Origin of the sequence: Streptomyces sp. NBC_00239, assembly GCF_036194065.1 — a bacterium.
Classification (GTDB): Bacteria; Actinomycetota; Actinomycetes; order Streptomycetales; family Streptomycetaceae; genus Streptomyces.
This window is the reverse complement of the sequence record NZ_CP108095.1, coordinates 8,454,007-8,481,004: the sequence shown is the minus strand read 5'-3', so window position 1 is coordinate 8,481,004 and position 26,998 is coordinate 8,454,007. Positions and strand designations below refer to the sequence as shown.

At 71.1% G+C, this 26,998-nt stretch carries 23 protein-coding genes and 1 pseudogene; 14 read left to right on the top strand and 10 right to left on the bottom strand.

The window, feature by feature from the left end; all coding sequences use genetic code 11:
* The 5 genes from OG764_RS37540 to OG764_RS37520 form a co-directional block, all read right to left on the bottom strand.
* Positions 1–7,323: a LamG domain-containing protein gene (locus OG764_RS37540; protein WP_328972810.1), complete on the bottom strand. Its 7,323-nt coding sequence runs from the start codon at positions 7,321–7,323 to the stop codon at positions 1–3.
* A 392-nt stretch (positions 7,324–7,715) separates the two neighbouring features.
* Positions 7,716–8,825: an aryl-sulfate sulfotransferase gene (locus tag OG764_RS37535; protein ID WP_328972809.1), complete on the bottom strand. Its 1,110-nt coding sequence runs from the start codon at positions 8,823–8,825 to the stop codon at positions 7,716–7,718.
* 81 nt (positions 8,826–8,906) lie between these two features.
* Complete coding sequence (locus tag OG764_RS37530; protein ID WP_328972808.1) at positions 8,907–9,902, bottom strand: ABC transporter substrate-binding protein; 996 nt, start codon at positions 9,900–9,902, stop codon at positions 8,907–8,909.
* Between the two features lie 65 nt (positions 9,903–9,967).
* Positions 9,968–10,684 (bottom strand): ABC transporter ATP-binding protein, encoded by a 717-nt coding sequence (locus tag OG764_RS37525; RefSeq protein WP_328972807.1) that lies wholly within the window; start codon positions 10,682–10,684, stop codon positions 9,968–9,970.
* Complete coding sequence (locus OG764_RS37520) at positions 10,681–11,460, bottom strand: ABC transporter permease (RefSeq protein ID WP_328972806.1); 780 nt, start codon at positions 11,458–11,460, stop codon at positions 10,681–10,683. Before OG764_RS37520 ends, OG764_RS37525 begins: the two co-directional genes overlap by 4 nt.
* 151 nt (positions 11,461–11,611) lie before the next feature.
* Between OG764_RS37520 and OG764_RS37515 the strand changes: the two genes are divergently transcribed.
* The 3 genes from OG764_RS37515 (at position 11,612) to OG764_RS37505 (ending at position 13,266) form a co-directional block, all read left to right on the top strand.
* Complete coding sequence (locus OG764_RS37515) at positions 11,612–12,181, top strand: helix-turn-helix domain-containing protein (RefSeq protein ID WP_328972805.1); 570 nt, start codon at positions 11,612–11,614, stop codon at positions 12,179–12,181.
* A 47-nt stretch (positions 12,182–12,228) separates the two neighbouring features.
* Positions 12,229–12,522, top strand: a complete 294-nt coding sequence (locus OG764_RS37510; RefSeq protein ID WP_328972804.1) for a hypothetical protein — start codon at positions 12,229–12,231, stop codon at positions 12,520–12,522.
* Positions 12,523–12,792: 270 nt separating this feature from the next.
* The gene (locus OG764_RS37505) at positions 12,793–13,266 is read left to right on the top strand and encodes a hypothetical protein (protein WP_328972803.1); all 474 of its coding nucleotides are present in this window, start codon (positions 12,793–12,795) and stop codon (positions 13,264–13,266) included.
* A gap of 138 nt (positions 13,267–13,404) precedes the next feature.
* Here the strand turns inward: OG764_RS37505 and OG764_RS37500 are convergent, their stop codons facing one another.
* Positions 13,405–14,010: a hypothetical protein gene (locus OG764_RS37500; protein ID WP_328972802.1), complete on the bottom strand. Its 606-nt coding sequence runs from the start codon at positions 14,008–14,010 to the stop codon at positions 13,405–13,407.
* A 430-nt stretch (positions 14,011–14,440) separates the two neighbouring features.
* Positions 14,441–14,623, bottom strand: a complete 183-nt coding sequence (locus OG764_RS37495; protein WP_328972801.1) for a hypothetical protein — start codon at positions 14,621–14,623, stop codon at positions 14,441–14,443.
* Positions 14,624–14,843: 220 nt separating this feature from the next.
* Here OG764_RS37495 and OG764_RS37490 point away from each other — a divergent pair, with 220 nt between their 5' ends.
* The 5 genes and pseudogenes from OG764_RS37490 to OG764_RS37470 all read left to right on the top strand — a co-directional run.
* A complete protein-coding gene (locus tag OG764_RS37490) occupies positions 14,844–15,509 on the top strand; it encodes a maleylpyruvate isomerase family mycothiol-dependent enzyme (protein ID WP_328972800.1) in 666 nt (221 codons plus the stop codon).
* A 224-nt stretch (positions 15,510–15,733) separates the two neighbouring features.
* Entirely contained in the window at positions 15,734–16,336 is a 603-nt protein-coding gene (locus OG764_RS37485) for a 2Fe-2S iron-sulfur cluster-binding protein (RefSeq protein ID WP_328973294.1), read from the top strand.
* Complete coding sequence (locus tag OG764_RS37480) at positions 16,333–17,346, top strand: FAD binding domain-containing protein (protein WP_328972799.1); 1,014 nt, start codon at positions 16,333–16,335, stop codon at positions 17,344–17,346. Before OG764_RS37485 ends, OG764_RS37480 begins: the two co-directional genes overlap by 4 nt.
* Positions 17,347–17,406: 60 nt before the next feature.
* Positions 17,407–19,542 carry a xanthine dehydrogenase family protein molybdopterin-binding subunit gene (locus OG764_RS37475; RefSeq protein WP_328972798.1) on the top strand — a complete coding sequence of 712 codons (2,136 nt, stop codon included), beginning with the start codon at positions 17,407–17,409 and terminating at the stop codon, positions 19,540–19,542.
* A gap of 156 nt (positions 19,543–19,698) precedes the next feature.
* A pseudogene (locus OG764_RS37470) lies at positions 19,699–20,022 on the top strand (IS701 family transposase); the annotation flags it as partial.
* On the opposite strand, the gene OG764_RS37465 reads toward OG764_RS37470, so the two are convergent.
* Entirely contained in the window at positions 19,982–20,278 is a 297-nt protein-coding gene (locus tag OG764_RS37465; protein WP_328972797.1) for a hypothetical protein, read from the bottom strand. The pseudogene OG764_RS37470 and the gene OG764_RS37465 overlap by 41 nt on opposite strands.
* Before the next feature lie 41 nt (positions 20,279–20,319).
* Between OG764_RS37465 and OG764_RS37460 the strand changes: the two genes are divergently transcribed.
* Both OG764_RS37460 and OG764_RS37455 read left to right on the top strand, forming a co-directional pair.
* A complete protein-coding gene (locus OG764_RS37460; protein ID WP_328972796.1) occupies positions 20,320–20,652 on the top strand; it encodes a hypothetical protein in 333 nt (110 codons plus the stop codon).
* Positions 20,653–20,656: 4 nt separating this feature from the next.
* The gene (locus tag OG764_RS37455) at positions 20,657–21,028 is read left to right on the top strand and encodes a DUF6233 domain-containing protein (RefSeq protein WP_328972795.1); all 372 of its coding nucleotides are present in this window, start codon (positions 20,657–20,659) and stop codon (positions 21,026–21,028) included.
* A gap of 179 nt (positions 21,029–21,207) precedes the next feature.
* Here OG764_RS37455 and OG764_RS37450 read toward each other — a convergent pair whose 3' ends face one another.
* Complete coding sequence (locus OG764_RS37450) at positions 21,208–21,393, bottom strand: hypothetical protein (protein WP_328972794.1); 186 nt, start codon at positions 21,391–21,393, stop codon at positions 21,208–21,210.
* 753 nt (positions 21,394–22,146) lie between these two features.
* Here OG764_RS37450 and OG764_RS37445 point away from each other — a divergent pair.
* The gene (locus OG764_RS37445; protein ID WP_328972793.1) at positions 22,147–23,238 is read left to right on the top strand and encodes a cytochrome P450; all 1,092 of its coding nucleotides are present in this window, start codon (positions 22,147–22,149) and stop codon (positions 23,236–23,238) included.
* A gap of 499 nt (positions 23,239–23,737) precedes the next feature.
* Here OG764_RS37445 and OG764_RS37440 read toward each other — a convergent pair whose 3' ends face one another.
* Positions 23,738–24,688 carry a hypothetical protein gene (locus tag OG764_RS37440; protein WP_328972792.1) on the bottom strand — a complete coding sequence of 317 codons (951 nt, stop codon included), beginning with the start codon at positions 24,686–24,688 and terminating at the stop codon, positions 23,738–23,740.
* 369 nt (positions 24,689–25,057) lie between these two features.
* Between OG764_RS37440 and OG764_RS37435 the strand changes: the two genes are divergently transcribed.
* The 3 genes from OG764_RS37435 (at position 25,058) to OG764_RS37425 (ending at position 26,861) form a co-directional block, all read left to right on the top strand.
* A complete protein-coding gene (locus tag OG764_RS37435; protein ID WP_328972791.1) occupies positions 25,058–25,660 on the top strand; it encodes a hypothetical protein in 603 nt (200 codons plus the stop codon).
* Between the two features lie 2 nt (positions 25,661–25,662).
* Positions 25,663–26,424 (top strand): metallophosphoesterase family protein, encoded by a 762-nt coding sequence (locus OG764_RS37430; protein WP_328972790.1) that lies wholly within the window; start codon positions 25,663–25,665, stop codon positions 26,422–26,424.
* A gap of 137 nt (positions 26,425–26,561) precedes the next feature.
* A complete protein-coding gene (locus OG764_RS37425) occupies positions 26,562–26,861 on the top strand; it encodes a hypothetical protein (protein ID WP_328972789.1) in 300 nt (99 codons plus the stop codon).
* Positions 26,862–26,998 lie beyond the last annotated feature (137 nt).

Sequence of the window (26,998 nt, the reverse complement as noted above, 5' to 3'; positions counted from 1 at the left end):
TCAGTTCTCCATGCCGAAGTAGCGGCTGAGGTAGTCGGTGATCTCGATGGCGTGCGGGAGGAGTTCGGGCAGTTGGGCGGCCAGGGCCGCGCGGGTGGCGGTGGCGAGGGCGCCGGTGCTGGTGGCGGCGGGGCGGACGTACGGTTCGAGGCGCTTGATCAGCTCGTAGTTGCTGTCGATGTTCTCGGCGCGCATCGCCTTCTCCAGCGGCGGCGCTCCGGGCGGCGGGACGGGTGCGAGCACCCGGCTGACGTAGGTGACGCGGTGCAGGATCCGCCAGCACGGGGGTTTCGCGGAGCTCTGGCGGGTCTGCCGCAGGGCGGCGGCGTCGGGGGCGTCGCTGCCCGACAGCCAGGTGGGGTCGACGACCTTGTGGTAGAAGTCGTCGAAGTTGGCGCTGTTCTCGCCGAGGTAGAAGGTGAGGAAGCGGTAGGCGTCCACCTTGCCCGGCACCAGGACGGGCTTGCCCGCCGCGTCGTAGACGGGCTTGCCGTCCTTGTCGCGGCGCTGCAGGTCTCCCGAGGGTGCGCACTGGACGTCGAGGCCGAAGCTGCGGGAGGCGTCCTTGCCCTTGGCCCGGGTGACGCTGAAACCGCCGCCCACGGAGGCCTCGAGCTGGCCGTAGAAGTTCACACCGGTGACACCGAAGTTGCCCCCGTAGGTGCCGCCGAGACTGCCGTTGAGCGCGTAGGAGCCGGAGGTGGTCTCGCTGACGGCGTCGGTGGCCTCGGTGGTCTCGGCGAAGAAGCCGCCCTGGGCCGTCCAGACGTAGGTGTTGGCCAGGTCCCGGTGCGAGAAGCCGGTTGCGGCGGCGCTGCCGGCGGTGCTGCGCCCGGTCTCCTGCTGCTCGACGGACACGCCCATCGAGCGCAGGAGCGCCTTGGCCTGCCCCTGGGTCGGGTCCGCACGGTGGGTCTCGGTCGAGACCGATTCGTAGAAGGCGTGCAGCCGTTGCTGGTCGCGGGTGATCCGGCGCTTGAGCGCGTAGGCGTCCCGCGGCTTGAAGTAGCTGTACTCGCCGTAGCCGATGGCGGTGGGGTAGTCGGGGTCGGTGACCTTGCCGCGGTCGTCGAAGCCGACCGCGCCGTCCAAGGTGCCCTGCTTGGTGTAGCGGGGGTTGATCGGGAAGTGGATGAGGTTCCAGTCCAGCGGGATGTCCGGGTTGGGCAGCATCCGGTAGGCGACCAGGGCGCCGGTGTGCGCCAGCCGCAGCGCGAAGACGTCGGCGGTCTGGGACTGCACGAGCGCCATGCCGGTGTTGGCGGGCACGTACCGGCGGCCGATGGCGGAGTTCAGCACCTTGGCGGCGTCCTCGGTGTAGCCCGTCAGGGCCAGCTTGGCCTTGCGGGCGGTGTTGGTTCCCTGGCTGACCTTGGTGTCCTCGCTCCAGGTGTTGGAGAACTCCAGGCGGCCCGTCAGGCCGACCTTCAACTGGGCCTCGGCGAGCGGGGTCGCGATGCCGAAGCCGGCCGGAGCGGTGATCGACAGGACGCTGGCATCGGTCTCGGCACCCACCGCGAAGCCGAAGGCGGCGTTGACGCTGCGGGTCTTGCTGGAGGACAGGCTCCGCACCACCTGGTTGGCCTCGGCGAACTCCACCGAGGAGGCGGCGGCGTAGCCGTCGGCCTTGTCGGTGAGGTTCTCCGAGGGCACCGGCGGGGCGCCCTCGATGTAGCCCACGAGTTGCGGGTCGAACTGGGCCTGGCCGACCCACTCGGTGGTCAGGTCGCCCACCTTGTAGCCGGTGACCAGGTGCCAGCGGCCGTCGCGGACGAAGCCGTAGCAGCGCTTGAGCACGCCGAGCGTCTCGCCCTTCGCGTCGTACTGGAGGTCGGCGTACTCGGTGGCGCCGGGGGCGCCGGCGATGGTGTCGTGGAAGGGGGTGCGGACGTCGGCGAGGGCCGAGCGGACCTGGGCGGTGTCGGTGGACACGGGGGCGGTGGAGAGCAGGACGCGGGGCCGCTTCGCGGAGAAGGACAGGTGGTTGCCGCGCAGGCCCTCGTCGCGCACCGAGGTGGTGCCGGGCTCGGTGGAGTCCCGGTCGAAGGGCCAGTAGCCGAGCAGGTCCTGCTTGTTCTCGCGCAGACGGGTGAACAGGTTGTCGCTGATCTGCTCCTGGGTGCGGACGGTGCGCCAGATCCGCACCTCCTCCAGCGTTCCGGTCAGCGGCTCCGTCGGTTTGCCCCCTTCCAGGCGGGCGCCCAGGGTGAACTGGGCATCGCCCCAGGAGGCGGTGTCCTGCGCGGTCACGGGGCCCCCGGACAGCGGCTCGCCGTTGCGGTACAGCCGCAGCGGGCTGGCCGTGGGGTCGACGTCGCGGGTCCAGCGGGCGCCGCGCAGCTTGGCCGGGAAGGAGCCGGAGACGTCGACGGTGACGTTCCCGGCGTTCTCGTTGAAGGGCCAGCGTGCCAGCAGTCCCTTCTCGCGCGAGGTGACCGGCTGCCCGAGCTGCACGGCCGGCCGTGCGGAGTTCCACAGCCGCACCTCGCACAGGACGCCGTGCAGCCCACGGCCGAGCTCCAGCTCGCTGGAGTTGGACTGTGCACCAGGGCCGCTGTACAGGTGGCTGCCGGCGGCTGCGCCGTCCAGGTAGAAGCGGATGTCGTGTTCGGGCTGGCTGCTCGGGTTCGCCTGGGCGGTGGCGGAGGTGTCGGGCTTGCGGCGCTGCCGCACCACGGTCACCCGCTGGAAGGCGCCGGCCGTCACGGGCCGGTCGGAGGTGTGCCGGACCGCCTTGCCGTCGGCCTCGGCGAAGGCGAACTCCACCCGGCCGTCGGCCAGGATGCCCAACTGGTACGGGACGCCGTCCCGGCCGCCGTCGACCACCGCGCCCTTGGCGAGCAGGCCCATCGGGGCGCCGAGCTTGTCGATCCGGACGAACGTCTCGATGGTGAGGTCCTCCAGGACGTCCAGCGAGTTCTGCGGTGCCACCGACAGGCCCGCGCCGCCGTTCAGGCTCAGGGCCCAGGACTGGGTGAAGGTGGCGGCGAGGTGCGCCCATTCGTTGCACGGGAAACGCTCCGCCGAGCGCACCACCCGGTCGCCGACCCGGGCCACCACCTGGTAGCCCTTGATCGGTGAGGCCGGGCCGCTCGGCCCGGTGAAGGTCCAGTACCCGAGCAGCCCGGGCTCCCGGCCGGAGAGCCGTTGGTGGCGCTCGGCGGAGATCTCCTGCTGGGTGCGGGCCCGCCCGAATACGCGGACCTCGTCGATCCGGCCGTCGAGGTAGTCGCCGTTGAAGGGGAAGTGGCCCAGGATCAGCGGGCCGTTGCCGGTGTAGGCCCCGTTGGAGATGCGGCGGCCGACCTCGACGCCGTCCCGGTAGAGGATCTGCTCGCGGGTGGCGTTCTTGTACACCGCGGCCCAGTGGTGCCATTCCAGGTCCGGGTAGGCCTGGGTGGTCTTCAGGTCGTCGCGGTACAGCGAGAAGTAGAGGGTCTCGTCGGGGTGGACCCACAGGTGCAGGGACTGGTCGACCCGGCCGTCCGTCGCGCCGTGGAACAGCAGCGGCTCGACGCGGCCCCGGGACTGGTTGCGCTTGGCCCACAGCTCGATGGTGAAGTCCCGGTTCGCCAGGTCGAGCGAGGGAGTCAGCTCGGCCTTGGTGCCACCGACGAACTGCCAGGCCGGGAGGGCGACGGGGGCGAGCGCGAGGGAGTAGCCCGATCCGTTCGCGCCGGCGTGGATGACCCGGCCCTGCCCGGACTCGGGGTTGACCCAGGCCTCCATGGTCAGGTCGCCGGTGAGGGCGACGCCAGGCGCCTGGCCGGCGGGCAGGGTCAGGTACTGCTCCTTGCCGTCGAACAGGAAGGCCCGCCCGGGCATCTCGGCCCGCCAGCGGCAGCCGCGCCCGGTGATCGTCGCCTTGGCCGTGCCGTTGGGGACGGAGTCGACGCCGCCCGGGGTGAGCCCGATCAGGCGGGAGCCGGCGGACAGCAGGACTGCGGCCCGGGTGGACTCCGCCCGGGCCCAGTCGTAGCCGACCAGGCTGACCTTGTCGCCGGGCCTGATCGCGGTGCCCGCCGTCGTGAGGGTGAGCGTCTTGGCGCCGGTGGGGTTGTCGGCCTCCGCGGCGTAGCCGGTGCCGCCGATCACGAGGTGGGCCTTGGCCGGGACCGGCACGGTGGTGGCCCCGGTCAGCTCCACATTTCTGCCCGTCACCCGGGCGACCGCGCCGACCGTCACCGGCCGGCCGGGGCTCCCGGCCAGGGCGGCGGCCATCAGGTCGGCCTTGCGCGGCAGCGACCGCCAGGTCTCGGTGTCGGAGCCGACGGTGACGGTCAGGTCGCAGCGGCCGGGCGCGTCGCCGTCGGCGACCTTGATGGTGGCGCTGTCCAGGGGAACGGCCGGGTCGCGGGCGACGAAGGTGAGCGTGCCGCCGTCCCCGGCGAGGGTCTGGGCACCGCGGACGACGGCGGTGTCGTAGTACACGGCGAAGAACTGGTTCTCGGCGCCGCGGAAGTACAGCACGACGTTGCCGGTGCCGCTGTCCAGCAGTGCGGGCCGGTCGGTGCCCCGGGCGAATTCGAGCAGGCCGCCGGACAGGCTCAGACCGGTGGAGTCCACCGCCAGCAGCGGCATCGCCACCGTCAGGTCGTCGTCCCCCTGCAGGGCGGTCGACAGGCGGGCCAGCTGGTCCCGGGCGTCCTTGAGTTCGGCCTGCTTGGCGGCCAGCACGAGCTGCAGTTCGGCGACCCGCTGTTGGGCCGTGCGCGCCTCCTGGAGGAGCTGGCGCGCTGCGTCCAGCTTCTCCTTGGCCGCGAGGTACGCCACGTCCACACCCGAGCGCATGGACAGGCGCGTCATCTTGAACAGGCCCGAGTCCGCTGTGAGGCATTCGCTCGACTGGACCAGGTGGGGTAACTGGTACGTGGAGGGCAAACCGATCGCGAGCCGGCTCCCGCGGTTGACGATGCGGACGTACTCGCCCTCGGCGATCAGCTGGAACTGCGCGCTGACGTTGCCGGGTTCGCGGACGATCGTGCTCAGCCGGGCGGTCTCGGACGTCGAGTTGCCGGTGACGCGCAGGTCCCGATTGCGCTCGCGGGCGACCAGGAAGTAGCAGGGCCGGCCGTTCTGGCTCTGGCCGGTGTCGTCCAACCACCAGGTCGTCCGGGGGCCGTTGGGGGGGACGAACTGCACCCCGGCCTCGTACTCCGAGGTGAGGATGGCGAAGAGCGACTGCGCCAGGTGGCCGCTGGCCAACTGGCGCGGTGTCCTGAGCTCCAGGCTGTAGACCCAGGAGGTGACCAGGTCCTTCTCGGCACGGTATCGCCGCTCCAGGTCGTCGAAGCCCGGCTTCAGCCGGTCGACTTCCGCCTGGTACTCGGCCACCCTGCCCGCGGTGCCGGCCAGCCGGGTTATCTCCGACTGAAGGGACGCGACCTCCGGCTCCAGCCGCTTGATCAGCTGCTGCAGGGCGCTGACCTGCTCCGAGTCCTGGCCCTTCGTCGGCCGCTTGAGCACCGCCGGGTCCAGCACGTCCGGCGCCTGGGCCAGCCGGCCGTCGCGGCCGACCGCGAAGTCCAGGCTCGCCAGACACGGGTTCTGACCGTATCTGGCGGCGAACGCCAGCAGCACCCGGGCCTGCCGCTTGGCGGGCTTGGGGTCGGGGCGGTACCCGGCGACCACGTTCTCCTGCTGGTGGTACAGCACGGCTGACATGCCGGACACCACCGAGCGCCCCTTGAGGACGAAGCTGTCGCGCCGCACCCCGGGGTGGTCGCCGACCGGGGCGTCCGAGCCGGTCCACTGCACGCCGCCGCCGAGCGTGCCGTGCAACGCCCGGTCGGTCTGGTCGTTCGCGGTGCTCCCCGTGCCCTCGTCGAACCGGTAGTAGGCCAGCAGTCCCGGCTCGTTGCCGATCAGCCGGTAGCTCATGTCCTCGGTGAGCTCGGCGGCGGAACGCACCCGGTCCCAGATCCGGAGCTCGTCGACGTCGCCCTTGAAAAGCCTGTCCGCACCGCCGGAGGAGTGCTTGCCGACCAGGGTGTGCACGCCGGTGGCCGGGGTGAACGGCAGCGCCCCGCTGCCGGCCGGCCTGCCGTTGACGTACAGCTTCGCGGTGGTGCCGTCGAAGGTGGCGGCGATGTGGGTGTAGGCGTCCGTCGGGACCGACTCGGTGGACAGCAGCGGCGACGGCGCGCCCTGGTGGGTGAGGCTCACCAGGCCGGCGGCGTCCACCGCCAGCAGGTACTCCCCGCTCCTGGCCAGCACCGGGCCGTCGTAGGAGGCGGGTTTGACCCAGGCCTCGATCGAGTACGCCCTGCCGCCGAACCGCAGAGCCGCCGGATCGCCCAGGTCGAGGTGGGCGTCGGTGCCGTTCAGCCGCATCGCGGTCTCCGCACGCCCCTCGGTGCCCGTGACCGGCACCAGCTCGCGTCCGGTGAACGGGCAGTTGCCCGGGCTGCGCTCGAACACCGCGTCGCGGTACAGCGGGTCGGGGCTGGTGTAGAAACGGGTGCCCCGGGTGTTGAACAGGCCCTGGGTGCCCTGCTCGACGCTGAAGGAGTCGACCCGCCCGGTGGCGTCGTTGTGGGCGAACAGCTGCCAGCGCTGCACGCCGCTGATCGCGGTGGGCACCAGCACGGCGGCGAAACGGCCCTGGGTCAGGTGCCGGACGAAGGACAGCTCCTGGGTCGGCTCGTGGAACGGCCTGCCCTCCATGTCCTCGGTGCCCAGGCTGTCCTTGGCCGACTCGGGACGGGTGGCGTGCCGGCTGCGCTTGTAGCGGACCTCCAGCACGGGCTTGAGCTTGCCGTCCACCAGCAGGAACCGGTCGCACAGCAGGGTGTCGCGCACCAGCGGCACCTTCTTGCCGCCGCTCAGCATGTAGTCCGTGCGGGACGCGCTGCCCGAGCAGCCTCCGCCGGTCAGCTTGTACACCGCATCGGGGTGCGTCTCGCCGACCGACTGCCGTAACACCACCACGTACGTGCCGTCGGAGATCACGTGGAACGGGGCGTCCGCCGTCAGCCGCGCGGTGGTGGACAGGAACGGGTCGGTCTCCGCGGCCGTGGGCCGCTCGTCGACAGCCGCCTCGGCCCCGCCGCGCTTGACCGTCGGCATCGCCGTCGCGCCGACCACTGCGTACCCCACCTCGGCCAGCTCCCGGGGGAACACCACCTCGGCCGGGTTGTCGCTCCAGTACGCGGTGTCCGCGCCGCCCTTGGCCTGCGGCCCGGCCAGGTCCAGCACCGAGTAGACGATCCGGCGGGACGCATCCATCGCGAACGCGATCGTCGTCCCCTGGTGCCGGGCCATCGTCACGTGCAGGTACGACCGGTCCCCGTACGTCTTGAGCAGGGATTCCTGTGATGCCACTTGTTCCCCTCCCACAAGCATGGCCGCCGGCCCCCGACCTCACGGTCCGGAGCGGCGCTGGATGTGCGGATCACTGACGGAGCGTCGGCCATTCTGGCACCCACGGTTACGGTTGCGGGGGCGTCGTGCAGGCACGCGGGCGGTACACGGCTTGAACACCACACCGGATGACCGGACTTCGCCGCCCGGCCACGCTGCCGGATGCCTGCCGTAGCACCCTGCTGTGCCTTTCCGCGTGCCACCCGTCGCGGCATCACTGCCATCCGCAATCGCTCCTGCGAGCTCGTCCTCCTCCGACCCAGGCCGCCCGGCGCGACTACGCGTGACAGTGCGTGCTGCGAGGGTCCGGCGCCCGGACCGTGCCGGGCGGCCGGGTGCCGGCGGCGCGGGTGTCACAGCCAGGGGAGTTGTTCGGCCGAGTAGCGGTAGGCGCGGAAGACGGAGTTCTGGGCGCCGGCCGAGGATTCCAGGCCCACGCCTTCTCCGAAGGACCGGAACTGCGGCACCACGAACTCCCACACCACGTCCCCGCCGGGGGTCACCTCGAAGAGCCGCCCGAAGGAGCCTTCGGCGATGAAGGTGTTGCCGTTGGGGAGGCGCTGCGCGCTGGACATGTACGGGCTGTAGAAGTTCTGCGGCGGGTTGTCCTCGTACGACCACACCTGCTTGCCGGTGTGCGGATCGAGTTCCAGCACCCGCGAGTACGGCACGGAGGTCGTGTCGCGGTAGGAGCCGTTGTCGAAGACCAGGATGTTGCCGCTCGGCAGCTCGTGCGGGTGGTGCTGCTGCGCCAGGGTGTCGGGGCCGATCCGCCACAGCACGGAGCCGTTGGCGCGGTCGACGGCCACGGCGGTGGACGCGCTGCGGAAGCCGAGCACGATCGAGCCGTCGGCGCTCTCGTTGACGGTGTTGGCCATGGGCCAGTGCTCACGGGCGAAGTGCGGATCGAGCGGGTACTCCTCGGGGTCGAGGTGGTCGATGGCGGCCCAGCGCCACACCTCCTCGCCGTCCCAGGTCAGCTCGTACACCACGTCCCCGTAGACCACGCCGCCCGGTGCCTCGGAGCCGGGGATGCCGCCGCGGACGCGGGCGGCGTCGGCCGGGTCCAGAGGTTCCACGACCGTGATGATCAGGTTGCCGTTGCGCAGGATCGAGGCGTCGTGGTGGTGGAAGGGGTGCCGGACCTCCCGGATCACCGTGGAGTCGGGGGCCAGTTCCTGGAAGATGCCGCCGTGGTAGACGTCCCAGATGGGGAAGAGGGTCGGGCCGGCGGTGTCCTTGGCCGCGTAGAAGAGGTTCCCGTTCGGGAGGAGTTGGGCGTGGCGGCCGGGCGGGTGCGGGGAGTTCCAGGTGTGGGCGGTGCGGCCCTCGATGTCCACGAGGTGGATCTCGCCGGCGCTGGTGATCGGCGTGTAGAGGGTGTAGCCGCCGTCACTGCGTGCGGGGTCGTGGGCGATCAGGCCGACGCCCCGGCGGCGCAGGGTGTTCTGGTCGACGGTCATGGTGATCTCCTGGGTCGGGATGGGTGGGCGGTTCAGCGGGGCGGGCAGTTCAACGGGGTAGCAGTTCAACGGGGTGGCGGTTCAGGGGATGGTGACCGCAGACGGGTCGACGGCCGTCAGGGGGGCGCGGTGCAGGTGCCGGAGCAGCGCGGACCGGTCGGCGGAGCCCGGCAGCCCCTGGGCGGCCTTCGCCCAGACGGCCTCCTGTTGCAGTTGGGCCAGCAGCTCGGGCGAGAGGGTGGCACCGTAGCCGTAGCGGGGCTGGAAGGCGTCCACGTAGCCGGCCTGGAGCGCGCCCTTGGACTGGGCGAGTACGGCCCGTCGCGCGGCCGGCGGGTCGGCGACGATCTCGCGCTGGGCCTTCAGGAGCGCCCGGAGTACGGCCGTGGTGGCCTCCTCGGTCGTCTCCGGGCCCGCCACGAGCAGGGTCCGGGCCGTGTAGCCGGTGAAGGGGAGCTCGGCGTAGCGGTCGCCGAGGGTGGTGCGGGCGGAGTCGTAGAAGCTGGGGAAGGTGACGCCGGCGTCGATGTCCCCGCGGGCCAGCGCCGCGGTGACCTGGTTCGGGGCGAGGTTGACCACGGTCACGTCCGCGGCCGTGAGCCGGGCCGAGCCGAGCATCCGCGAGAGCGCGTACTCGACGTTCGTGCCCTGCGGGACGCCGACCTTGCGGCCCCTGAGTGCGGCGAAGCCGGTGATCCGCCGGTCGGTGCGGGTCAGCAGGCGCCAGTCGGAGAACCGGGACAGGTCGGCGACGATCCGCAGCTCGCGCCCGCCCAGTGCGGCCGTGACCGCGGGCAGGTCACCGACGACGCCGAGCTGCGCCTGGCCTCCGAGCACGGCGTTCAGGGCGTCCCGCCCGGTGGGCTGGGTGGTCACGGTGACGTCCAGGCCCTGGGCGGACCACAGCCCGCGCTCCTGGGCCACGTGGACGGGGGCCCCGCCGAGGTGGTCGCTCGCGGCGATGGAAACGGCGGGGCGGCCGCCGTCCGCGGGTCCGCCGCCGTCGGTGCAGGCGGAGGTGAGTGCGCAGAGCAGGGCAGCCGTCAGCAGGGCGGTCACTGCGCGGGGTCTGAGCATGGGAGGGAGTCCTTCCGGGGGACGGGGGTGAGCGGTGGGAAGCAGGGGAGGTGTTCGTGGAGGCTTCAGTCCGAGCCGAGGTGGCGGGCGATCACGGAGCGCAGGTCCGCGTCGGTCTGCCCGGCGGGCACGGCGTGGTCGGCCAGCACGCGTCCGGGGGTGCCGCCGAGGACGACGACCCGCTCGGCGAGGGCGAGCGCCTCGTCGATGTCGTGCGTGACGAACAGGACGGTGGTGCCGCGTCGCTGCCACAGCTCGCGCAGCAGGGTCTGCATCCGGGTCCGTGTCAGTGCGTCCAGGGCGCCGAACGGCTCGTCCATCAGCAGCACTTCGGGCTCGGCGGCCAGCGCGCGGGCGAGTGCCACACGTTGCTGCATGCCGCCGGACAACTGGGCCGGGTACTTCTCAGCGCCGTCCGCGAGTCCCACCTCGGCCAGGGCCGCGAGGGCGCGCCGGCGGCGCTCCGCGCGCGGCAGGCCCAACCGTTTGAGGGCGAATTCGACGTTGCCGCGGGCCGTGCGCCACGGGAAGAGCGCGTAGTGCTGGAAGACCACGCCCCGCTCCGGGCCCGGCCCGCGCACCGGAGCGGAACCCGCCGTCACCCGCCCCTCGGTGGGCCGTACGAACCCGGCGACCAGGTTGAGGACGGTGGACTTGCCGCATCCGCTGGGCCCCAGCAGCGCCGTGAACGAGCCTGCCGGCAGTTCCAGTTCGGTGCGCTCCAGCACCGCGGTGGCCCCGTAGCGGACCGACACCTCTTCCAGTCGTACGCCCAGGCTCATGAGGCGCTCCAGTGCACGAACCGGCGGCCGACCTCGGCCAGGAGGAGGTCGACGGCCACGCCGAGCAGCCCGAGGACGAGCAGCCCCGCGAACATCTTGTCCACGCGCAGGAACTGGCCGTCCACCTGGAGCCGGTACGCCAGACCGCTGTCCGCGCCGCCCAGTTCCGCCGCCACCAGGGCGAGCAGCGCCACCGAGGCCCCGTACCGCAGCGCGGCGAGCAGGGCGGGTGCGGCGGCGGGCAGCAGGACCTCGGTGAAGCGGCGATGCAGCGGCGCCCCCAGCGAGCGGGCCGCCCGCAGGTGGGACGCCGGCACCCGCGAGACCCCGTCGTGTACGTACAGCCAGACGGCGAGCAGCACGGCGTACGCGATGAGCAGGCGCTTGGCGGTCTCACCGATGCCGAACCAGGCAGTCGCGAGCGGCACCAGCGCGATGGCCGGGATCGGGCGCAGGAAGGAGATCACCGGGGTGACGGCGGCGGAGAGCCTCGGCAGGTAGCCGGTGGCGAAGCCCAGCGCGCTGCCGGCCAGTGCGCCCAGCGCGAAACCCTGCCCGGCACGGGCCAGGCTGGCGCCCAGATCGGCGGCCAGGACACCGCTGCGGGCGCTGTCCGCGAGCGCGGCCGCGGTCTCGGCGGGCGTGGGCAGCAGCCCGGGGGCCACCGCGCCGGACCGGGCGAGCAGGTACCAGAGCGCGAGCACGGCACCGGCCGCGCCCAGGGCCGGCCCGAGCCGGCCGAGTAGCCGGCCGGGCGGTGAGGGGGTGGCGTACACGGGGCAGCTCCTCGTTCGGATCCTCCGCCGATTCCTCGACGTCGATAAGTGAGGTCAATAATTGACGACGCTTATTAAGGGAGTGTTGCGGCAGTGCGAAACCTCTCCGGGCCCCCCGGGCCCCGATCGGCGATGGGGTAACTTCACCTGCGTGTCTCGACCCGAACCCACGCCCGAAGCCATCGAGGTCGGGCGGGTGATCCGGGGCTGCCGCAAGCAGCGCGGCGTCTCCATGGCCGCCCTCGCCACCCGCTCGGGCCTCTCCCAGCCCTTCCTCAGCCAGCTCGAACGCGGCCTCGCCACGCCCAGCCTCAGCTCGATCTACCGCATCGCGGAGGCGCTGGACGTCACTCCGGGCACCTTCCTCCGACCGCCCGAGCGGCCGGGTGCGGTCAGCCATGAGAGCGATCCGCAGGTGATCCGCGTGAACGAGGCCACGGGGCAGACCGCCCAGGTCCTCATCCCCGGCGGGCGCAGCACCCTGATGGAGGCGTACGAGCACCACTTCGAGCCGGGCCAGGGCGAGCGCGGCTGGTTCGAACACCCCGGCGAGGACTTCCTCTACGTCCTGGAGGGCGAGGTCGTCCTGGAGGTCGAGGGCGAGGACCCCCTCACCCTCCGCGCCGGCCAGAGCGCCCACCACCGGGGCGAAGTCCCGCACCGCTGCCGCCTGACGGGACCGGAACCCGCCCGCACCCTGCTCGTCATCGCCAACGCCTAGAGCCGTGTGGCAGGGCGGCCATCGACAGCCCAAACAAGATCCTCGTCATGCGCAACGACGGCCGCCTCTACATCTGGGACAAGAACCAGGCCAAGGACGTGTGGAGCTCCCCCGCCGCCGGCAGCCCCGGCGCGTACCTCCACATGGGCGGCGACGGAAACCTCGTCGCCTACCGCAAGGGCGGCGGCCCCGACAGCGGAAACTCCTACTGGTCCACCGCCACCTACGGCAACCCCGGCGCCTACCTCCACTTCCAGAACGACGGCAACCTGGTCGTCTACAAGAAGGACGGCGGCGAGGGCAAGGGCGGTGCCATCTGGCACTCCAACACCTGGCAGTAAGCACGACCGTCCCACCACCGAGGCCCCGGAGTCCCAGACTCCGGGGCCTCGCCCCTACACCCTGCGGCCCAGGAACCGCTCACGCCCAGAAGTCAACGCGGGTAGACCGCGGTTCACCTCCCCCGGCCTCGCCGCACGGCTGACGCACCACGCGCCACGTCCACCGGAATCCGTACCAGGAGGAACGCACATGACTCTCACTCAGGCCCCCACCGGCCCCACCCCGGCACCACGGCAGCAAGCCGCCCCCGATGGACCGCCCGCGCCCTCGTGCTCGGCGCCCTCCTCGCGCCGGGAGTGGGCGTACTCGGCGGGGCGACGGACGCACACGCTGCCACCAAGATCAGCCACGCCACGGCCGCCTCGATGTTCCGCAGCTCCGCCATCACCTGGTCCTCGTCCGGCGGCTGCTCCGACCGCAACAACCCCTCCTGCACCTCCTTCGAGCAGCTCAACCTAGCCAGCGCGCAGGGCGCCCAGACGCTCAAGAGCGCCAGTGGCTGCTCACTGAACATCACCGGCGGCACCGAGACCGGCCACGCCGGCGGCACCTACTCGCACTGGAACGGCTACAAGCTCGACTTCAGCAAGTACACCTGCCTCGGGAACTACATCAAGAACACGTTCACCTACATCGGCGTGCGTGGTGACGGCGCCCCGCAGTGGAAGTCCGGCGCCGGCAACGTCTACGCCGACGAAGGCAACCACTGGGACGTCACCTTCTACAACTGCGTTGGCTGCTGAGCCGGACCCCGCTGCATGAAGGCCGGGCGTTGCGTCAGGACCCTGCGGTCCGGGCTCAATGCCCGGCCGGTCGCGTGCACCGGGACGCGCGATGCCCGTGTCGGCACCGGGCGGCCGCCGCCGTCTTCCCCCCAGCCCTCAGGCGCGCAGGCCGGCCTGCCTGAGCGTCACCCCGGACAGGTCACGGATCACCCGCTCGTCGCCGCGCCGCCAGGCGTCGGCGAGACCTCCGGGGGGAACGCCGACCGCCGCCAGGTCTCCCAACGGTCCGGTCAGGGCCCGCAGGGCCAGCAGATCGGCGCCGCCGGGTGCGTCGACCAGGCGTCGGAGCCGTGCGCTGCGGCGGATCCAGCGCAAGCGCGGAGGCAGCCAGAGCGCGAGTACGAACGCCACCGAGGTGAGGATGAGGGCGAACGCGGTCAGGTCGGCCACCTGCCCGACGACGTCCTGCATGGACTGCCCGGCATCGGAGAGCCCGTTGCCGGCGTCGGCGGCTGATTCCAGCGGCTTCTTCAGGGTGTCTCCGATCAGCGGCACGTGCGAGGCTGCGTCCCCCGCGTCGCCGAGGCCGGACGCAAGGCTCCCGCCTGCGTCCTCCACCTTCCGCCCCGGCTCGGCCAGCAGCGCGATCGCCTCGCGGACCGCCAGCGCGAACCGCACTGCGGCCGCCACCAGGACGAGCGCGACGAGATCGGCGAGCACCTGTCGGAAACGACGTGCCCCGGTTTGGGCGTAAAGGCGCATGGGCGTGCTCCTGTTCCGGCGACATCAACGGACAAGACCGGTCTGGCAACCGGGTGCGGCACGAGCGCCACGGCAGCGGACCACGGCCCACCACCCGACCGTACGGGCCATCCGCCTCACCCGGGCGTCTTCACATGCCCCGGCACCGGCGTCTTCACACCGGTCCGGCACCGCGCCGCCGGGGCAGCCGTACGGCGATCCCCGGCGGCTGCCCCGCGGGGGTCGTGACGAGGGTGAACCTTGCCGGCTGATTAACCCACCAGCCACCGCTCCCGCGCGAGCCGCCCAACACACGCCCCGGGGCAGTGCTGTCCTGGCCATCACCGCCTTGGCCCGCGCCAAGGCAGGCGGCGGGGCGGTATCCGGCGCCCCCAGGCCCGCCCGCCGTGACGGCGGGCCGGCCTCGCTCCAGAAGCCGGTGCGAGGCGGCTCAGCCCCGGTCGGGCGGGCCTACTTGGTCAGGCTGATGGCCGCTTCGGGGCGGGGCGTGCCGGTACTCGGCGAGGATGGTTCCGGAGCCGTCGACGACGGTGATCAGGGAGGGGACGATCGTGCCGCCGGTGAGGACGAGGGTGGGCACCGAGCCCCGGTAGCGGACGCTGAACAAAGCCACGTCTTCGGCTTTCACGTCGGCCGGGGCGCCCACGGTCAGGCCGGTCCTGTGCCGTGACGTCCACGCGCAGTCGCTTGAACCGCGTCGGGTGCCGGAAGACGCCACCCCGGTCCACGGCCCGGTCGGTGCTGACCTCCGCCACCAGCTTGGGGCGGACCAGCACCACGTCCAGGACGTCACGGCTGCCCCACGCCGAGGCGAACCGCACACCCTTCCAGGGATGCCCCGGGCCCGGTGGCGGCCAGGTGCGCGCCCACCTGCCGCGCCTGCTCCGGGCACAGCGGTACCGTCCGGCCGACCGCGCGCAGGCCGTGCGGTGGACCTGCACCTGCCGGAGCACCCCGGCGACTTCCCGGACTGGCTGGCCGCGGGCGCGGCGGAGGCCGTCGAGGTGTTCGCCGCCACCGACCTGGACGCGCCCATGTGGGCCTGGGGTGTCGACCAGCACGCCCGGTTCTGGGTCCGGCGCATGCTCTTCGAGACCCTCGTCCACCGGGTCGACGCCCAGCTCGCCCTCGGGCTCTCACCGCACGTCGACCGCGTGCTGGCGGTCGACGGCATCGACGAGTTCCTCACCAACCTGCCGTTCGCGTCCCCCTTCGCGCCGCTGACCGCCCAACTGCGTGCCCCTGACCGGACCATTCGCTTCACCTGTACGGACGGCGACGGCAACGGCAACGGTGACTGGCTGATCCGCTTGCGCCCTGACGGCTTCGCCCTGGTGGCCGACGGCACCGAGTCCCACGCGGCGGACGCCGCGGTCCGGGGAACGGCCGCCGACCTCCTGCTGCTCCTCTACGGCCGCCTGGACCGCCAGAGCGGCGCCTTCGACCTGCTCGGCGACCCGGACCTGCTCGACCACTGGTTCGCCCACTCGGCCTTCTAGGCTCAGACCACCGTCCGGGATTGCCGCGGTGCGTCACCACTGCTGTTCCTGCTCGACCAGTGGGCCGTATGGGGGGAGCCGGACGGGGCGTGGGGCGCGTTCCGGCGTGAGAGGGGTCAGGCTGGGCAGTCGAAGGGATATTCCCTCCCAAACGAACGACAAGGGAGTTCGTCGTGGCTCACGCAACCGACCCGGCCGCCCCCCAGCCGGCGAACGGCGGTGACCTGGGACCGGCGCCGCACACGCCCGAAGACGAGGCCACCCGCTCCCGCGTGACCCTGCGCGTCAACGGTGTCCATCACGACCTCGACCTCGACCACCGCGTCACGCTCCTCGACGCCCTGCGCGAGCACCTGGACCTGACGGGCGCCAAGAAGGGCTGCGACCACGGGCAGTGCGGCGCCTGCACCGTCCTGGTGGACGGCCGACGGGCCAACGGCTGCCTGCTCCTCGTCGTCGCCCTCGACGGCTGCGAGATCACCACCGTGGAAGGCCTCGCCGGTCCGGACGGCGCCCTCCACCCGCTCCAGCGCGCCTTCATCGAACACGACGCCTTCCAGTGCGGCTACTGCACCCCCGGCCAACTCTGCTCCGCCGTCGGCGCGCTCCGCGAAGCCGCCGCCGGCCACCCCTCGCACGTCACCGCCGCCACGTCCCCGGCCGAGCCGGCCGGCTCCGGACCCGCCGTGCTGAGCGACGAGGAGATCAGGGAACGGCTCAGCGGAAACCTGTGCCGCTGCGGCGCCTACCCCGCGATCGTCCAGGCCGTGGCCGACGCGGGGTCGGACGCCGCCGCCACCAGGACCGGCGCGGAGCTGATCGCATGAAGCCCTTCGCCTACCTCCGCGCCACCAGTCTTCAGGAGGCGGCTGACGCCTATGCCGCCCACCCCGGCTCCCGCTACCTCGCCGGCGGCACCAACCTCGTGGACCTGATGAAACTGGGGGTCGAAACCCCCGGCACCCTCATCGACATCTCCCGGCTCCCCCTGGAGGAGATCCGCGAACTGCCCGACGGCGGGCTGCGCGTCGGCGCCACGGTCCGCAACAGCGACCTGGCGGCCGACCCGCGGGTGCGCAGCCGGTACCCGCTCCTCAGCCAGGCGCTGCTCGCCGGCGCCTCAGGCCAGTTGCGCAACGTGGCCACCACCGGCGGCAACCTGCTCCAGCGCACTCGCTGCGGCTATTTCCAGGACCTCTCCAAGCCGTGCAACAAGCGGGAACCCGGCAGCGGCTGCGCAGCCCGTGACGGGATCCACCGCGACCATGCGGTACTCGGACACTCCGAGCAGTGCATCGCCACCCATCCCTCCGACATGGCCGTGGCACTCGCCGCACTGGACGCCGAAGTGGAGCTGTACGACGGGACCGGCGGTACCCGTACTGTCGCGGCCACGGGGTTGCACCGGCTGCCCGCGGACCACCCCGAGCAGGACACCGTCATCCGTCCGGGGGAGCTCGTCACGGCGGTGCTCCTGCCCACTGCGGCGCCGGGGTCCGTCTCGCTCTACCGCAAGGCCCGCGAACGCGCCTCGTACGCCTTCGCCCTCGCCTCGGTCGCCGTCGTCCTCGACCTCGACGACGGCCTCGTACGCCGGATCGCCCTCGCCTTCGGCGGTCTCGCCCACCGGCCCTGGCGGGCGGCCACCGCCGAGGCGCGGCTGACCGGCGCCGCGCCGCACCCCGACGCCGTCCGCGAGGCCGTCGACGAGGAACTCGCGCAGGCCAGGCCCCTGCGCGACAACGCTTACAAGATCCCGCTCGCCCGCAACCTCGCCTGCGACGCCATCGCCGCGCTGGCCGCCGGCCCGCATCCCGGTTCCCCCGCCGCGCCGTAGCCGGCGCCACCGACCAGGAGCGGGAACAGGACCAGGAACAGGACCAGGAACAGGAACACGATGAGCCCGACCTCCGCCATCCTAGAGACCACGGCCCCCGCGGCCGCCGCCCTCGGCGCCCCCGTCCCGCGGCGCGAAGGCCGCGAGAAGGTGACCGGCGCCGCCCGCTACGCCGCCGAACAGCACCTGCCCCGGCGGGCCTACGCCTGGCCGGTGCCCGCGACCGTCGCCCGCGGCCGGATCACCTCCGTCGACACGGCCGCCGCCCTGGCCCTGACCGGAGTGCTGGGTGTCCTCACCCCCTACGACGCCCCGCGCCTGGGCCCCTCCGACGACCCCACCCTCCAACTCCTCCAGGACCTGCGGGTGCCGCACCGCGGCTGGTACGTGGCGCTGGCCATCGCCGACACCCTGGAGCAGGCCCGAGCCGCCGCCGACGCGGTCCGCGTCACCTACGAGGCCGAGCCGCACGACGTCACCCTGCGCGAAGGACACCCGGGCCTCTACACACCCGAGGAAGTCAACGGCGGCTACCCCGCCCACCGCGAACAGGGCGATCCCGAAGCGGCGTTCGCCGCCACGCCCGTACGCGTCGACACCGTCTACTCGGTGCCGCCGCTGCACAACCATGCCATGGAGCCGCACGCCGCGACCGCCGACTGGGACGCCGGGCGCGGGCACCTCACCGTCTACGACTCCTGCCAGGGCACCACCGTGGTGCGCGCCGTCTTGGCCGGGCTCTTCCGACTGCCGCAGGAGCGGATCACCGTCCTGGCCGAGCACGTGGGCGGCGGGTTCGGCTCCAAGGGCACACCGCGCCCCCACGTCGTCCTCGCCGTCATGGCCACTCGGCACTGTGGGCGCCCCGTCACGCTGGCGCTGCCCCGCCAGCAGATGGCCGCCACCGTCGGCCACCGCGCGCCGACCCTGCACCACGTCAGGCTGGGCGCCCGCCCCGACGGAACCCTCACCGCCCTCACCCACGAGGTCACCACGCACACCTCGCAGGTGCGCGAGTTCGTCGAGCAGGCCGCCGTACCCTCCCGGGTGATGTACGGGGTCCAGGACAGCTGCACCACCCACCGCGTCACAGCGCTCGACGTACCGACACCCTCCTGGATGAGGGCTCCCGGCGAGACTCCCGGCATGTACGCCTTGGAGTCGGCCATGGACGAACTGGCCGACGCCCTTGGCATGGACCCGGTCGAGCTGCGCGTACGCAACGACCCCGCCACCGAGCCCGACAGCGGCCGCCCGTTCAGCAGCCGCCACCTCGTGGAGTGCCTGCGCGACGGTGCCCGCCGGTTCGGCTGGCCCGGCCGCCGTCCGCCCCGTTGCGAGGGGCCGTTCCTCATCGGAACGGGCGTGGCGGCCGCCACCTACCCCGTATACATCGCCCCTTCGGGGGCCCGGGCGCACGCCCGCCCCGACGGGAGCTATCTCATCGAGGTCAACGCCACCGACATCGGCACCGGCGCCCGTACCGTCCTCTCCCAGATCGCCGCCGACGCCCTACACGTCCCGCTCGACGCCGTCTCGCTGGCCATCGGGAACAGCGCGCTGCCCGCCGGACCGGTCGCCGGCGGCTCCACGGGCACGGCATCCTGGGGCTGGGCGGTGCACGACGCGTGCACCGCCCTGACCGACCGGCTGGCCCGGCACGTGGGACCGCTGCCCGCCGCGGGCCTCTCCGCGTCCGCCGACACCACCCAGTCGGCGAAGCAGAAGTCCCCGTACGCGCGCCACGCGTTCGGGGCGCACTTCGCCGAGGTCCGGGTGGACACCGTCACGGGCGAGGTACGCGTCCGCCGGATGGTCGGCGTCTTCGCCGCCGGCCGCATCCTCAACCCGCGCACCGCACGCTCCCAGCTCATCGGGGGGATGGTGATGGGGCTGGGCATGGCGCTGACCGAACACAGCGGCCTCGACCCCGCGTTCGGCGACTTCGCGGAGCGCGACTTGGCCGCCTACCACGTACCGTCGAACGCCGACGTCCCCGCCATCGAGGCCCACTGGATCGACGAGCACGACAAGCACCTCAACCCGATGGGCAGCAAGGGCATCGGCGAGATCGGCATCGTCGGGGCCGCCGCGGCGATCGGCAACGCGGTGAGCCACGCCACCGGCAGGCGCCTGCGCGAGCTGCCCCTGACCCCGGACCGCGTCCTGGCCGCCATCGAGAGCGGGACCGCATGACAGGCGGACTCCATGAGTTCCCACTCGGCGTCGGACGGTCCGTGGCGTCGTAGCACCACTCCGTGATCCACAAGGCGGGATCACTTTGACGACAGCCCCCCCGGGCGGGCAGGGGCGCCGTGCAGGAGCAGATCGAGCGCCGAATCGACGTAACCTGTCGAGGAATGCTTCCAGACCGCGAAGCAGGAGTGCGGCCTGGACGACTACCAGGTCCGCCGCTATGACGGCTGGCACCGCCACATGACCCTGGCCATGGCCGCCCACGCCTGCCTCACTGTCCTGCGCGGACGAGCGCTGGACGCCGGGAAGACTGGTACGACAACGAAGGATACGAAGCCTACGGACTCGACCAGAACGCCATCGACGAGATCCGTACCTGGGCCCATCAGTGGGCCTCCGACATCAACCACCGGCTCACACACGACCAAGACTCGTGCGGCTAAGCCAGGTGATCCCAGCCTGAGGACTCCTCGGCGATGACGATGCGGCCATCGACGACGCGCTGCTGGATCTCTTCCTCACCTCCGGGCGCAGCGACAGCCGCGCAGTGGAGGGCGGCGCGGGTGGCGCGGGTCCAGCCGATCGTCCACCAATGGGGGTGGCGGTCGATCAGGCGGTTGAGGCGGAACAGTTCACGGCCCAGCTCCCGGCTTGGGTTGCGAACGCCCTGGTTGAAGGTCCTGATCCGTAGCTGCGCGAGCGCGATCAGGTCCTCCGGGAAGCGATTTTCAGGCATGGCTTGATTGGACAAAATTCGAACAGACGTACGATGCTGGTATGCCGTACGACTTCCCGCCCCGCCTACGCGCTCTCCAGCTGCAGCTCCACCGCGTCCGCGCCCAGCACCTCGCGCTGTGCGCGGAGCTGCCCTGGTCGGCCGAGCCCATGGCCGGGTGGAAGGCCAGCGAGCACCGCTACAGCCACCGCGGGGACGTCCCTGACTCCCCCGGCTACACCCCCGAGCAGGCCGACGCGGTGCACCGCTTCCACCGGCGGATGCTCCGTCTGTCCCGACTCGTCCTGACCGACCCGTACTGGACGTCCCTCGACGGCGAGCAGCTGGTCGACGCCCGCATGGCGCTCAAGCGGGTCGAGGGATGCGGAGCGTAGCGCCGTGGACGCCCCACGGAACGCTGACTCGTTCCCCTTCCCGCCGGACCTGGCGCGCTTGAAGGTCATCGAGACCTGGTGCGCCGTGCTACTGGACGCGGTCCGCCGACAGATCGCCGACCTCGAACACCGCGAGCAGATAACGCAGGCCGGCGCGGCCGGACCGCCGCCGGTCCCGGTCGCCGAATGGCGGATCCAATACGGCATCGGCGCCAAGCACTCCGCGATGCTGGTCCACACCGGCGACTGCAGCCTCATCTCCGGCCGTACCCGCGCCGCCACGCGTGACCAGGCACGGGACGCTCTTCGTCATCCGCAAGTGGAGGCCTGCGGAATCTGCGCAGCTGAGCGCGAGCTTGGACTGACCGAGCCATAACCCGTGGACGATCAACGCGGGTTGAGCGGGCCCGGCACTTCTAAGACCACAGCCGGCGAGCCGAGGCCAGCCAGCCCCGACGGGGTACGCCACAGGGATGTCCGGCTGCCCGTCTTTCGATCGCTCACCAGGACCGGCCCGCACAAGAAGACGGCGGCCGCCGACGGTCAAGGTCGCTCTTACTCGTCGACTGGCCAGAGCTGCGGGCCGCCCCGGATCTGCTTCTTGAGTTCCGCCTCGATGTCGAGACGACGCTGACCGCTCTCCTCAGCCCAGGCGTCGATCGCCTCGCGCACGCGGTCGGCGCGCGCGCCCCACTCGGCCCACCACCGCTCCGCCTCGAACCGCGTCCGGCCAGTCGGCATCGACGTTCCGCGGGCCGGCCTCGTCTGCCACGGCCAGGAACTTGGCCCAAGCGGTGTCGGATCGTTTTTGCAGGTCAATCAGGTCGAAAGTCAGTTCGGTATCAGCCACCGTCGGATCTTAGAAGCCGCCTCCGACACTGCGCGGCGCGCCACACCTGGCGGCGGGGGCATCGCAGACTTGGACCTATCGCAGGGGTGAAGGCCGTACAGCTCGATGATCACCGCATGCACATCCCCACTCACCGCGATGGGCCTCCCGGCGCCCGCCGTGGCACGGCTGGACGGCTAAGCGGGCTGATCGCCGCCCCGAGGTTCCTCGTCGATGACGGTGCGGCCGTCGACACAGCGCTGGCGGATCTCGTCTTCACGACGCCAGGGGCGGTGCGGCGGCACGTTCGTGCGAGGTTGTCACCCCAGGTACGGGTGTAAAACGCCCGCCACGCGGGCGAACGCGCGCTTATTTGGCGTGTGCGAAAGAAAGCATAGAGCATCCTTTCCCCACAGAGGAGTGGCGTGAACATCAGTGTGACAAAAAGCTGAATCGCCATGGCAGCGGCGGCTGTCGCAGCCTGGCGGTTGCAAGACTGCCCAGGTCAGGGGCATAAGTGCTACCAAGGGCCGTCGGCCAGGCTTGGCGTCGGCGCACCCGAGGTGCCGTCGACGCGGGACCCCTCCGCGATCTCGCCATGCGGTGCCGCGCCGGCTGATGCAGGATCGATATTGGGGGTGTGTGCGCGAAAGCAGGTGAGCGCTGTGGTTGATCGCGACCAGCAGGGACGGCAGGACAATCCTCTGGCGTTTATCTCCTATTCACACGGGGACAGTAATCACCACGACGAGAAGGTGCGCACACTATGGCTACGACTCCGCGCGGAAGGGGTGAATGCCGAGATTGACATCTCTGCGGCTGAACAGCCGCAGAGATGGGCCGACTACATGAACAAGACTATAGAAGAAGCGGATTTCATCCTGGTAGTTGCTTCCCCATCCTATAAGCGCCGCGCTGAAGGCGCCGAAGACCCAGGGGGCGGCTACGGAGTACCTTGGGAAGCCGCCCATATAAAACACTACATGTACACTCACCCAGGTACGTGGGAAAAGCGGATTCTCAAAATCCTGATGGCTGGCGGCACCCCAGACGAGTTTCCCAATTTCCTGGGTCCCCGCCAGGACCCGGCGATGTTAGAGCGCGGCCTCATTGCCCGTGACGAGTTGTACGCCTACCTGGCCCCGCACCTCGCCCACCACCGTACTCACCCCGGCCCCGGTCTTCTGTCGCACCTGTGCACCGCCACGGTCGACGGCAAGCGGCTCTCCGACGACATGATCAAAGGGTCCTGCGGGGCTTTGCTGGGCGAGGGAGCGGAAACCATCGACAAGGACCTGCGCTCGATGCTGGCCAACCTCCTGGACCACCCGGGAGAGATGGCGGCCCTGCGCGCCGACCCGAGCCTGATCTATTCGGCGCGGACGGAATCTTTGCGGCGCGACCCACCGCTGCAGGTGATCTTCCGGGAAACAGCCGTACAGGCCGACGCGCCGTCCGGACCCATTCCCGCGCACGCGACCGTGGCATGCGTTGTCGGCGCCGCCAACCGCGACCCGCGCCAGTTCCCCGACCCCGACCGCTTCGACCCGCGCCGCCCCGGCAACAACCGCGGACTCGCCTTCAGCGCCGGCAAGCACACCTGCTTCGGCGCACAACTCGCGCGCCTCGAAGCGGAAATCGCGATCCAATCCCTGCTGACCACCTTCCCCCGTCTGCGCTGGGCACCCCAGACCACCCGCACCGATGCCGGCTTCCCCATGAGAACCGCCGCCACCCTCCAGGTCAGCCTCAACTGACCTCACGAGGACAGATACCGCCAACTCCGGCCAACGGACGTCCGCTCTCCCGGCAACACGCTCAGGCGACAGGTGGAGCGCCGACACCTACCCTGCTTCGCGCACTGCACCCGACGCAACGTCACTGACACCACCCACCGACATGAATGCGGCGCATCGCAGGTGACCCGCACGGCGAAGACGTCGAGCAGGTTGCGCAGCGCCCGGCATACGTGGTCGGTGTGGCCTGCTGGTGCGGCAGCAGCGCCTTCAGCTGCCGGGGGGCCGCCGCAGCTGGGCCAGGGTGAGCAGGACCTCGCCACGGATGTCCGCTCCGGCCTTCGCCGCCTTCGCGATTCTGCGGGGCCGAGACGCTCTCCCCCTGAAGCACCGGCCCACCACCTCCTTCACCGACCCCGGTGGGCGTACCCCGAGTGGGAGGTCCTGCGCTGAAAACGGACAGCGCCCCCTGCAACGGCCCCTCTCAAGGGGCCGTTGCAGGGGGCTTGCCGCCGGGTGCTCAGTGCCCGTTGTACGACCAGTGGTTCTTGTCCTTGGCGGCGGGTGAGAAGTGGATTACACCGTACGTCTTGCCCACCGCCCAGAGCTTGGTGTTCATACCGGTGCGCGGCGTGGTCGCGATCTTGACGCGGGTACCGGTCTTGTCGGTGATCGTGATGCTGTTCGCGGCCCAGGTGGTGGTCATGTCGATCGCGAGCCGCGGCGTGTGCAGCGTGTTGAGCGACGGCGCCAGCTTGTTCGTCCTGTCGAGGCCGAGGGCGCCGACCATCCGGTCCGCTGCGGCGACGGAGGCCGCGGAGTCGAACTTGCCGTTCGCATCGGTGTGCTGCCAGCAGATGTCGACCGCCGACTGCCCCTTGGCGGGCTTGAACGCGGGCACCTTGTTCGCGGGCACCGCCGTCTTCCAGACCTGCCAGGCGTAGTGCATCATGTACGCCCGCTCCGCCGGCCGGTACGTCGCCTTCGGCTTCACCGTGATGCCGGCGGCGTCCATGGCGGCATTGAACGCCTTGACCTTCTCCCGGAAGCCCGGCGCCAGGTCGTCGAGCGACTTGCTGCCCGGGAACTTCGCGGCCCACGCCGACCCGCTCAACGACGTCTTGGCGCAGGTACGCGTGAAGCTCAGCGGGCCCGAGCCGCCGTAGCAGTTGCCGGACCTGACCGACACATCCCACGTGAGCGGGTACGTCTTCGGCGCGAGGAACGGCTTCGGCTTCTTGTACGTGTGCTTCACCTGTTTGATGATGGCGCCGTCGCCGCCGCCGGCGAATTCGTCGGTGGTGGTCTCACCATCACCCCAGACCATCTTCAGGGCGAAGACACAGGCGGACGTGTTGCCGGTGCTGGTCACGTTGACGTACACAGTCGGATCCGGACTCGTGCAGTTCGGCACCGACTTCTTGAAACAGGACGTCGCGGCCGCATTGAGCTGGAAGTCCGCAGTGTTCACCACCGCCGCCCCGGGCCGTGGGGGCGCCGGCCGCACTTCGGCGGACGCGGTCCCGCCGGCCACGGCGAGGACACCCACCGCGAGGAGCGCAGCCCAGCGGCGCCCCGGCGCACCGGACTGCCCACTGTGCTTGCGTCGTAGCGTTAATCGAACGTTCAAAGAAATCCCCCCACAGGTCGCAGGCACCCCCCGGTGCCCCATGACGAACGACGACTCGGTGGCCCGCATCCCCGGCATCCATCAAGGGCGCCAAGGACGCTTAACCCGAACTCCCTTAAAGCGTAGAGGTGTTCGTGCATTTACGCGCCTAGCACCACGAAACCGGCGGGTCCGATCCGCAGGGCAGCCGACCCGTCTCCCCCCACCGGAATGAAATCCCGCCAACGGCAACGGCAGCGCATCACGGCCCTGCAACGGGTCCTCACCGACGACAGCAGCTCGCCGAGAGTCCGGCTCGCCGCCTGTCTGGTCCTGCTGTTCGCCCAGCCCGTCAGCCGGATCGTCCGCATGGTCACCGATGATGTTGTCCACGACGGCCAGCATGTCGTACTCCGACTCGGCGATCCGCCCACCCCAGTCCCCGAGCCGGTGGCCGCCCTCCTGCTCGACTACCTCCAGGCCCTGCCCGGCAAAACCCCAGCCATCAACCAGGATTCACCCCGGCTCGTCCCCGGCCGCCGCCCGAGCCAGCCGATGAACCCCGGCACTTTGCGCGACGCGCTCCGCAAACTCGGCGTCCCGGCCGAGAAGGGCCGCACCTCGGCCATCCGCCAGCTCGTCCTCCAGGCCCCGGCGCCCGTCATCGCCCAGGCACTGGGCTACCACGACAAAAGCACCACCCGCATCGCCACTGAGGCCGGAGCCCCTGGAAGAACTACGCACCCGGCGACCACACACGCTGAACGGCCCCCTCGAACTACGCGGCCAGCGAAAGATCACACCACTCGGTGGCCTTCGCCCCCACAGTGGTGACCATGCTGAACCAAGTAGCCGTTCTGTCCGACATTCACGGAGTCCTGCCGGCCCTGGAGGCAGTACTCGCCGAACCAGACGTCAGCACTGCCGATCACATCGTGCTGACCGGCGACATCACCGCCGGCCCGCAACCGGCCCAGGTCCTCGACCTGCTGACCAGCCTTGGCGACCGCGTCGTCTGGATCAGCGGCAACGCCGACCGCGAACTCCTCGAATACCGCCGGGGGCAACGCGAAACGATCCCCGATCCGATCGCCCCCTGGGCAGCCGAACAGCTCCGCGAGGACCATCTCGACCTTCTCAGCTCGCTTCCACGATCACTCTCCCTGTCCGTGAACGGCCTGGGAAAGGTGCTGTTCTGCCACGCCACCCCTCGCGACGACGAGGAGGTCGTCCTGGTCGACTCCCGCCTCGACCGCTGGGAGGAAGTCTTTGACGGACTCGATGCCGGCATTCACACCGTGGTCTGCGGCCACACCCACATGCCGTTCGTCCGCCTCGCCCACGGCCGACTCGTGATCAACCCCGGCAGCATCGGCATGCCCTACGGACGAACCGGAGCGCACTGGGCCCTCCTGGGCCCGGGCGTCGAACTCCGCACCACGCACTTCGACCTCCAAGCCGCAGCCGCCCAGCTCAGCCAGGACTCGTCCTACCCGGAGATCGCCGAATGGGCCGACTACTTCCTGCACGCTCGCGCGACTGACGCCGACGCCCTCACAGCCTTCGCCCCACGGGACGGGCGCGACCACAGCCCGTGACACCCGCTCCCCATCCACGACACCTTCACGGCGATCCCCTATGACGAGGTACGCGAGCTGCTGGCCAGGAGCCGTGCCAGACGCAAGGCTGTGATCCTCAACTGCTGCTTCGCAGGTCGGGCATTCGCCATGGGAACGTGGCGGAACTCGCCGCGGCGACCGGCACCTATGTGCTGGCCTCGTCATCCCCGACCCGCGCAGCCGTCGCGCGCCCAGGCAACAAATATCCCGACTTCACAGCCGCAATGATCGACATCCTCGAGCGGGGGGTCAAAGACGGACCCGAAGTCCTTGACGTCCAGACGATCTTCTCCGCGCTCGAAGAGCGCCTGGCCGGTCATGGATCTCCTCAGCCCCGGATGATAGCCACCGGGGATGCGCGGCTTGCTCTCGGCTTGAATCGCCTCGCCGCCAGCACCGCGCCGGCCGAGACGTAGTCCGGGCGCCCCCGTCGCAGCCCGGCGGAGCACGGCAATGGCCTTAACGAGGATCTGCCAAAATTCGGGCCCTCGTTGCGCGGGCCCACCTCATCGAGCCTGACCTGCGGGCCAGAGCCGGTTTTTACGCCCCCTGC

Coding starts and splice junctions, on each gene's coding strand:
- OG764_RS37535 (WP_328972809.1), bottom strand. CDS start 8,825: ATGACCGTCGACCAGAACACCCTGCGCCGCCGGGGCGTCGGCCTGATC.
- OG764_RS37530 (WP_328972808.1), bottom strand. CDS start 9,902: ATGCTCAGACCCCGCGCAGTGACCGCCCTGCTGACGGCTGCCCTGCTC.
- OG764_RS37525 (WP_328972807.1), bottom strand. CDS start 10,684: ATGAGCCTGGGCGTACGACTGGAAGAGGTGTCGGTCCGCTACGGGGCC.
- OG764_RS37510 (WP_328972804.1), top strand. CDS start 12,229: ATGCGCAACGACGGCCGCCTCTACATCTGGGACAAGAACCAGGCCAAG.
- OG764_RS37500 (WP_328972802.1), bottom strand. CDS start 14,010: ATGCGCCTTTACGCCCAAACCGGGGCACGTCGTTTCCGACAGGTGCTC.
- OG764_RS37490 (WP_328972800.1), top strand. CDS start 14,844: ATGCCCCGGGCCCGGTGGCGGCCAGGTGCGCGCCCACCTGCCGCGCCT.
- OG764_RS37480 (WP_328972799.1), top strand. CDS start 16,333: ATGAAGCCCTTCGCCTACCTCCGCGCCACCAGTCTTCAGGAGGCGGCT.
- OG764_RS37475 (WP_328972798.1), top strand. CDS start 17,407: ATGAGCCCGACCTCCGCCATCCTAGAGACCACGGCCCCCGCGGCCGCC.
- OG764_RS37465 (WP_328972797.1), bottom strand. CDS start 20,278: ATGCCTGAAAATCGCTTCCCGGAGGACCTGATCGCGCTCGCGCAGCTA.
- OG764_RS37460 (WP_328972796.1), top strand. CDS start 20,320: ATGCCGTACGACTTCCCGCCCCGCCTACGCGCTCTCCAGCTGCAGCTC.
- OG764_RS37450 (WP_328972794.1), bottom strand. CDS start 21,393: ATGCCGACTGGCCGGACGCGGTTCGAGGCGGAGCGGTGGTGGGCCGAG.
- OG764_RS37435 (WP_328972791.1), top strand. CDS start 25,058: ATGAAATCCCGCCAACGGCAACGGCAGCGCATCACGGCCCTGCAACGG.
- OG764_RS37430 (WP_328972790.1), top strand. CDS start 25,663: ATGCTGAACCAAGTAGCCGTTCTGTCCGACATTCACGGAGTCCTGCCG.